Origin of the sequence: Aeromonas popoffii (genome assembly GCF_000820025.1) — a bacterium.
GTDB classification, from domain to species: domain Bacteria; phylum Pseudomonadota; class Gammaproteobacteria; order Enterobacterales; family Aeromonadaceae; genus Aeromonas; species Aeromonas popoffii.
Map to the genome: position 1 here is coordinate 1 of NZ_CDBI01000042.1, position 8,310 is coordinate 8,310.

At 61.6% G+C, this 8,310-nt stretch carries 7 protein-coding genes; 6 read left to right on the forward strand and 1 reads right to left on the reverse strand.

Annotation, left to right across the window (positions count from 1 at the left end; all coding sequences use genetic code 11):
• On the reverse strand, nucleotides 1-742 hold a 742-nt coding region (locus BN1129_RS07765; RefSeq protein ID WP_042035681.1), incomplete at its 3' end, for a LysR substrate-binding domain-containing protein.
• A 162-nt stretch (nucleotides 743-904) separates the two neighbouring features.
• Here BN1129_RS07765 and BN1129_RS07770 point away from each other — a divergent pair.
• From BN1129_RS07770 to BN1129_RS07795, 6 genes are all read left to right on the forward strand, one after another.
• Nucleotides 905-2,218 carry a 6-phospho-beta-glucosidase gene (locus tag BN1129_RS07770; RefSeq protein WP_042035682.1) on the forward strand — a complete coding sequence of 438 codons (1,314 nt, stop codon included), beginning with the start codon at nucleotides 905-907 and terminating at the stop codon, nucleotides 2,216-2,218.
• A 140-nt stretch (nucleotides 2,219-2,358) separates the two neighbouring features.
• Nucleotides 2,359-4,023 carry a DNA repair protein RecN gene (gene recN, locus BN1129_RS07775; protein WP_042035684.1) on the forward strand — a complete coding sequence of 555 codons (1,665 nt, stop codon included), beginning with the start codon at nucleotides 2,359-2,361 and terminating at the stop codon, nucleotides 4,021-4,023.
• Nucleotides 4,024-4,426: 403 nt separating this feature from the next.
• Complete coding sequence (locus BN1129_RS07780) at nucleotides 4,427-5,320, forward strand: DHH family phosphoesterase (protein ID WP_042035686.1); 894 nt, start codon at nucleotides 4,427-4,429, stop codon at nucleotides 5,318-5,320.
• A 415-nt stretch (nucleotides 5,321-5,735) separates the two neighbouring features.
• Nucleotides 5,736-6,176 (forward strand): universal stress protein, encoded by a 441-nt coding sequence (locus BN1129_RS07785; protein WP_042035688.1) that lies wholly within the window; start codon nucleotides 5,736-5,738, stop codon nucleotides 6,174-6,176.
• A 260-nt stretch (nucleotides 6,177-6,436) separates the two neighbouring features.
• A complete protein-coding gene (locus BN1129_RS07790) occupies nucleotides 6,437-7,600 on the forward strand; it encodes an efflux RND transporter periplasmic adaptor subunit (RefSeq protein WP_042035689.1) in 1,164 nt (387 codons plus the stop codon).
• A partial coding sequence (locus BN1129_RS07795; protein ID WP_042035690.1) for an ABC transporter ATP-binding protein occupies nucleotides 7,597-8,310 on the forward strand: 714 nt, incomplete at its 3' end. The genes BN1129_RS07790 and BN1129_RS07795, both read left to right, overlap by 4 nt.

An 8,310-nucleotide genomic window follows, 5' to 3' on the forward strand; every position in this document is an offset into this window, starting at 1 on the left:
CCCGCCCCATCGCAACCCCCATGCCCCCTTGCGCCGCTTGCAGGGCCATCTGATAGTGATTGAAGCCATAGTGACGCTGTTCATGGGGCAATGTCATGCCAGCGCCATCGCACCAGAGGCGCCACTCAGAGAAGAGCTGCTGGACATCGGTCGATTCCGAGGCATGGATAAAACAGGCCTCCGCCAGCCGGGCCGGCTCCTGCAGCAATCCCAGCCGCTCGGCATAGGCCGGGGAGCAGACAGGCAGTAGACGCTCCTCCATCAACAGCTCCCGGTGCAGATCACTGCAGCGAGTCGCGCCGTAGTAGATGGCAAGATCCACCCGCTCTTCGTTGAAATCCACCGCCCCCGCCCGTACCCGCATCATCACGTTCAACCCGGGCCAGCGTTGCTGGAAGCGGGGCAGTCTTGGCATCAACCAGTTGAGCCCCAGCGTCGGTGCAACCCCCACATGGAGCGTCCCTCGCAGATCCTGAGCCCGGATATCTTCAATCTCCTCGTTGATCTGGCGCAGGGAGTGGCTCAGGGTTGCCAGCAGTCGCCCCCCCTCTTCCGTCAATGCCAGCTTGCGAGTCAAGCGAATAAACAGACGAAAACCCAGCAGCCCTTCCAGATGCCGAATGCGGTGGCTGATGGCCCCCTGGGTAAGGTTCATCTCCTCGGCGGCGCGAGTAAAGCTGAGGTGACGGGCCGTGCTCTCGAAGGTATGCAGCAGGGCCAGGGTATTTTGTTGTACCAGCATGGATAACCTCGTTATAACGCTCGTTGCGGTGCGGGTCATCAGTATGCCATTTCCCCTCATGCATTAAACAGGCTAATCCATACCCCCTCTTATTTCGTTTGTCTGCCCGCGACGGCCCCCCTTTAATAGGGTCAATCCCTATCCCTGTTCATGAGGTGGACAATGAAAAACGGACTCAAGATTGTGGTCATCGGCGCAGGCTCCAGTTACACCCCGGAGCTCATTGAGGGGCTGATCCAGCGTCAGCACGAGTTGCCACTGCGCGAGCTCTGGCTGGTCGACATCGACCATGGCCGCGAAAAGATGGCGATCATCGCCGCCCTCACCCGCCGCATGCTGGCCAAGGCCGGGCTGGCGGTACGGGTTGAAACAAGGCTGGAACGGGAAGAGGCACTGCGCGGCGCCGACTACGTCTGCTCCCAGTTCCGCGCCGGTTGTCTGGAAGCCCGCATCAGCGATGAGCGGATCTCATTGAAATATGGTCTGATCGGTCAGGAGACCAACGGACTGGGCGGCTTTGCCAACGCTTGCCGGACCATCCCCATCGCCCTGCAGATCGCCGCCGACATGGAGCGTCTCTGCCCCGATGCCTGGCTGCTCAACTTCACCAATCCGTCGGGCATGGTGACCGAAGCCGTGTTGCGTCACAGCAAGATCAAGGTGGTGGGGCTGTGCAACGTGCCGGTGATCATGCAAAAAGGGGTCGCCACCCTGCTGGAGAGCCGCGATGAGCAGGGGTTCATCATGCAGGTAGCCGGACTCAACCACTTTATCTTCGTGCGCCAGATCCAGCATCAGGGCGAGGATAAGCTTGGCGAGGTGATTGCCCGGCTCGCGCAAGGGCATGATCCGCTGGTGCCGCGCAATATTCCCCCCTTTGCCTGGCCCAAGGATCTGCTGGCCAATCTGGGCATGATCCCCTGTGCTTATCTGCGCTACTACTACATGAGCGACGATATCCTCAAACAGGAGCTCGGTGAGGCCAGTGGCGAAGGAACCCGGGGCGAGGTGGTCAAGGCCATCGAACAGCAGCTGTTCGATCTCTATCGCAACCCGGATCTCGCCGAGAAACCCAAGGCGCTGGAAGGACGCGGCGGCCAGTACTATTCGGAAGCGGCATGCGAGCTGATGAGCGCCATCCACAACGACAAGCGCATCATCATGCACGTCAACACCCGCAACAACGGCGCCATCAACGGTCTGCCGGACGAGTGCGCCGTGGAGGTCAGCGCCCTCATCACCAAGTCGGGTCCGCTCCCGCTCAACGTAGCCCCCTTCCCGCAAGACACCCTGCGGCTGCTGCAGTTGATGAAGGAGTTCGAGCAGCTCACCATCGAGGCCGCCATCACCGGCAACCGCCATACCGCCTGGCGTGCCCTGGTGCTCAACCCGCTCATCACCAGCGGCAGTCGGCTGGAACAGGCGCTGGACGAGGTGATTGCCGCCCATCCGGATCTGATGTCGGCCTTTCACTGACATGCTCCTTGTTGCAATCCCGCAGGCCACCGCTCTGGTGGCCTCTATTCGTTAAAAATGGCGGCGCCCTCTTTACTGTATATAAGACCAGTATATACTGGATACATACACAGTAATGTTGGCCCATACAGGATGAGACCATGCTGACCCAGCTGACCGTCAACAACTTCGCCATCGTCAAGTTTCTCGAACTCGATCTGCAACCCGGCATGACCTGCATCACGGGTGAGACGGGCGCCGGTAAATCCATCGCCATCGACGCGCTCGGCCTCTGCCTCGGCGAGCGGGCCGAAGCCAGCATGGTGCGCCCCGATAGCGACAAGACAGAGGTCAGTGCCCGTTTCCTGCTGGACGGCAACCCCGCGGCCCGCGCCTGGCTTGCTGCCAACGAGCTGGACAACGAAGGCGAATGCATAGTGCGGCGGGTACTCTCTGCCGAAGGGCGCTCCCGCAGCTACATCAACGGCGTGCCCGTCCCCCTGACCCAACTCAAGAACCTGGGCCAACTGCTGGTCAACGTCCACGGCCAGCACGCCCACCAGCTTCTGCTCAAACCCGACTACCAACTCAATTTGCTGGATGGCTATGCCGGCCATCACCTGCTGCTGAACGAAGTGCGCCAGCACTATCAGTTATGGCGCCAGCTGCAAAATGAACTCAACCGCCTCAAGGCTGAACAGCAACAGCGGGAGGCTCGCCGTCAGCTCATCGAATATCAGGTACAGGAGCTGGACGAATTTGCCCTGCAACCGGGAGAGTTCGAGGCGATCGAAGAGGAACACCAGCGGCTCGCCAACGGCACAGAGCTGATGCAGGAGTGCGGCGCCTGTCTCGATCTGCTCTATGACAACGAAGAGACCACCATCGCCGGCTTGTTGCAGATCGCCGTCGACAAGGCCGAAAGCCTGGTGGGGATGGACAGCCGGCTCACCCCTGTGCTGCAGATGCTGAACGAGGCGATGATAGGCGTGCAGGAGAGCCACAGCGAGCTGCGCAGTTACCTCGATCGGCTGGAGCTGGATCCCGAGCGCTTCAACGAGCTCGAATCCCGCCTCTCCAAAGCTATCAATCTGGCCCGCAAGCACCATGTCAAACCGGCCGAGCTGGCCCTGCACCATCAGGATCTTGCCAGTGATCTCGCCCGCCTCAACTCCGACGAAGAGCGCCTAGAAGGCATGGAAGATGAACTGGCCGAGGCCCGCCTCGCCTTCGTCCAGGCCGCCGAAGCCCTGAGCCAGAGCCGTCAACGTTACGCCCAGGAGCTAGGCACCAAGGTGACCGCCAGCATGCACGAGCTGGCGATGCCCGATGGCCGCTTCGCCATCGAGGTGCGACCGGATGCCCAGAGCAGCCTCTCGCCCCTTGGCATAGATAGAGTGGAATTTATGGTCACCACCAACCCGGGGCAACCTATCCAGCCGCTGGGCAAGGTGGCCTCTGGTGGTGAGTTGTCGCGGATCAGCCTCGCCATCGTGGTGATCAGCGCCCGCAAGGTCTCCACTCCCACCCTGATTTTCGATGAGGTGGATGTGGGGATCAGCGGCCCCACTGCCGCTGTGGTGGGTCGTCTGCTGCGCCAGCTCGGTGAATCCACTCAGGTGATGGTGGTGACTCACCTGCCTCAGGTGGCGGGTAAGGGTCACCAGCATATGGTGGTGAGCAAGCACACTGATGGCAAGACCACGGAGACCCAGATGCAAGCGCTGGATCAAGGATCCCGCCTCAAGGAGCTGGCTCGCCTACTGGGCGGCGACCATATCACGGACAATACCCTGGCCAACGCCCGCGAGCTGCTGGCCACCTGAGCAACCATGTCCGGGCAAGCAACAAAAGGGAGGGTCAGACCCACAGGGTTGGGTGCTTCTTCTTTTTATTGCTCCCCCTCATTGCCCATGCTCTTTTTCTCACCCAGCCCCCCCTGGCCAGCCAACATCAGAGGAGCCTCTCTGACCCGGTTCGGGTACTGGCGCCAGCGGTGAACAAAGCAACACCTGAGCCACAGCGCAGTTCCTGGGTCTGGGCTGCTCATGGTGCTCGCCAGGCCTGCTGAGCGATCGGACCAGCCTGGTTGCCACAAGCAGCACAGGCGCATAGAGTGACACCCGACTGGGGGCAAGCTCGCACTCCTGTTCGCCATCTTCACCACGTCTCCTGCCCGACTTGCGTCATCGCGATCTCGGCCGAGTCTCCAACATCAGGAATGTCTGTATGCTCCATGTGTTTGGCCACAAGAACCCCGATAGCGACAGCATCTGCACTGCTCTGGTCACCGCTGACTGGCTCAATCGTCAGGGCCGGCAGGCCCAGGCCTATGCCCTGGGTGAACCCATTGCCGAAACCCGCTTCATTCTTGAAACCGCCGGGGTCGATGCCCCTCCCCTGTTGCAGGGCAGCGTGGCCAACAAATCTGTGTTTCTGGTGGATTTCAGCGAGCTGGAGCAGGGACCTGAGGGGCTGGCTGAGGCCGACGTGCAGGGGCTGATCGATCACCACAGAATCGGCACACTCATCACCCGGGGCCCACTCGATGCCTGGATCCGGGCCGTGGGGTGCAGCGCCACCGTCCTGCTTGAGCTGATGGGCTATGACACACTCTCCCGCCCCCAGGCTCGGCTGCTGCTGGGGGCCATCATCAGCGATACCTTCAGCCTCACCTCGCCGACCACCACGGCCCGTGACCGAGCCGCCGTCAATGCGCTGTTGCCCCTGGCCGATCTGGCGCTGGAACCCTTCGCCCAGACCCTGCTGGAGCGGCGTACCCAGATTGGTGACGCCCCTATGACAGAACTGCTCGTCGCCGATGAGAAGGCGTACCAGATAGCCGGCTACAAGCTCTATGTCAGCCAGATCTGCGTGATGGACCCGGCGCCGATCCACACCCGCCAGACCGAGCTGGCGCAGGCCATGCAAGACCGGCTGGAGCAAGATGAGCTGGATGCCTATGTGCTGATGCTGACCGATCTGGCCAAGGGCGGCAGCCTGCTCTACTTCGCCAGCAACGGCATACTGCCCGAGCAGCCAACCCATCTGGCTGGTGCCGTCAGCCGCAAGAAAGAGGCGCTGCCCTGGCTGAGCCAGTATCTCTCCTCAGACCCCGTTTGAGTGCAGCGAAGAGGGAGCCGGCCCAGGGCTGGCTCTCTGCCCTCCTCTCTTCGTCACCCCATCTTCCGACCGCTGCCTGCACGCCCCAAACCGCTCCCGCCCGCAACTTCATCGATGCCAAACCACAGGATCCCGGGTGCTGACGCCCATCCACAACGCCAACATGCTTCCCGGCCATGATGTTCACTGCCACCAGACCAGTACACCGTGAAAAAGCGGGTTTCCCTTCATTTTCCATTCAACCCGGTCTGTTATGATGATGTGAACGAACATGGCTTGACGATGCATCACCGACAAAACGTGACGCCAGACGCGCAAAAACCGGTTCGTTTTATGCGACACATAGCGGGAACACAGTGGTAGGAGACAGACAGTTTGTCCCCGGTGCCCCGCGCCATGCCAAGGAGAACTGCTTATGACCTCAACCCATATTGTGCTGTTACTGGAAGGCAAGGATTACGAGCAGGATACCCTGGCCAAAGCAAGCCGCCTGGTACAGGGAATGGGCGGTGATTTGACCCTGCTGCACCTGACCCACAGCAGCAAGATGCGCCGCAATAGCCTCTCACTGTCCGAGGAAGAACGCAGTGCCCAAGGCACGCTGGATGCCAAGGCCATCATCAGCGAGCTCATCACCACCCTGCAGCACCCGGTGGATTACCAGTGTCTGGTGGTCGATGACGTGGTGCCTGATCTGAAGCGCTGGCTGGATGCACACCCGACGGATCTGTTGCTGGTGGGCAGCCGCCACCACTGGATGGAAGGGTCACTGGCCCGCCTGCTCATCTACAAGCTGCCGATCGATATCCAGATCTGCCACGAACCCTACGCCGAACAGCTCAAGACCATAGGTTAATCTGCCCGGCGCCCACCCCACGGGTGGGCGCCGCTTGCCAACATGCCATCGCCTCGCTTTATTTCCTCTCGCCCCATTCCCTCGCACCTCGCAACTCTGTCCATCCAAACCGCCGCCCGGTCATTGCCATGACGGCAGGCAAGGCCGGTAATGACAAAGCTATCTACATGTTTCCTTACATATTCATCGCTGTTTTTTAAGCCTCGTTTGCTGCAGGATATTGCCCTTGCACGCCTTCGCACGTTTCTTTCAGGTGATAAATGAACATAACCCCCAAGCAGCGAAAATTTGCCCTGCTCATCCTGCTCCCGCTGGCCGCCATCTCCTGGCTGGCCTGGCCGAGCAAGGCCCCCGAGCCCGTGCTGAGCGCGTCAGTGACCCGCCAGGATGTGGAGCAGACTGTGCTGGCCAGCGGCGTCCTGCAGGCCATAGAGCAGGTGGATGTGGGTGCCCAGGTCTCGGGTCAGGTGACCTATCTGGCGGTCGAGGCCGGACAAGACGTCAAGCAAGGGGACCTGCTGGCCGAAATAGACCCGCTGATCGCCCAGAACAACCTCAAGACCGCCGAGGCGGATCTTGCCAGCCGCCGTGCCCAGCTCAAGATCAAGCAGGCACAGCTCAAGCAAAACGAGCTGGCCTGGCGTCGTCAGCAGCAGATGTTCAAGCAGGAAGCCAGCTCCCGCGCCGATCTGGAGAGCGCCGAAGCCCAGCTGGCGGTCACCCGAGCAGAGCTGCAGAGCGCCCAGGCCGAGGTCGAGAATGCGCTGATCAAGGTGGATCGCACCAAGACGGAGCTGGGCTATAACCGCATCCTTGCCCCGATGGATGGCACAGTCGTCAGCATAGTGACCCGCCAGGGCCAGACCCTGGCAGCCAGCCAGACGGTGCCGACCCTGCTCAAGCTCGCCAACCTGGAGACCATGACAGTCAAGGCGCAAATCTCGGAAGCGGATGTCACCCGGGTCAAGGCCGGCATGCCGGTCTATTTCACCCTGATGGGGGATGTGGACACCCGCTATCACGGCACCCTGCGCACGGTGGAGCTGGCCCCCACCAACATCAACGAGCCGGCCGCCAGCACCACAGCCACCAGCAATGCCGCCGTCTACTACTACGCCCTGTTTGACGTGCCCAATCCGGATCACACCCTGCGGGTCGCCATGACCACGCAAGTCACCATAGTGCTCGGCGAGCGCAAGCAGGTGCTGACCATTCCACAGACGGCCCTTGGCAAGAAGCTGGGGGAGAACGAGTACGAGGTGACCCTGCTCAAGGATGACGCTCAGAAAGAGACACGCCGCATCAAGACCGGCATGAAGGATGACATCAAGGTCGAGGTGGTCAGCGGCCTGAGCGAGCAGGAGCAGGTCACCCTGGGCCAGGGCAAGCCGGTCAGCGGCGGCGACGTGGAGATCATATTGTGAGCGAGACGCTGATCCAGCTCAAGGGTATAGAGCGGCGCTATCAGAGCGGGGAACACGAGGTCACCGTCCTGCATCCACTGGATCTGACCATTGAAGCAGGGGAGATGATCGCCATCGTCGGCGCCTCTGGCTCCGGCAAATCCACGCTGATGAACCTGCTCGGCTGCCTCGATCGTCCAAGCGCTGGCCAGTATCTGTTTCGGGGGCAGGACACCGCCACCCTGGATGCCCTCTCCCTGGCCCGGTTGCGCTGCCACCACTTTGGCTTCATCTTTCAGCGCTACCACCTGCTGCCGCACCTCAATGCCGCCGCCAATGTGGAGATCCCGGCCGTCTATGCCGGCGCCTCCCGTCCCGCACGGCAAGCACGCTCCCAAGCCCTGCTGGCACGGCTGGGTTTGAGCGATCGCAGCCATCACACTCCGGGCCAGCTCTCCGGCGGCCAGCAGCAGAGGGTCAGCATCGCCCGGGCGCTGGCCAATGGCGGCGAGGTGATCCTGGCGGACGAACCCACAGGGGCCCTCGACAGCCAGAGCGGCAAGGAGGTGATGGCCATCCTCAAGGAGCTGCACGCTCAGGGCCACACCATCATACTGGTGACCCACGACATGGCGGTGGCCAGCCACGCGGATCGCATCATCACGCTGCGCGACGGCCAGGTGCTGGAAGACAGCGATAAGCCTGCCACGGCCTCGGCCCCCCTCCCGCCC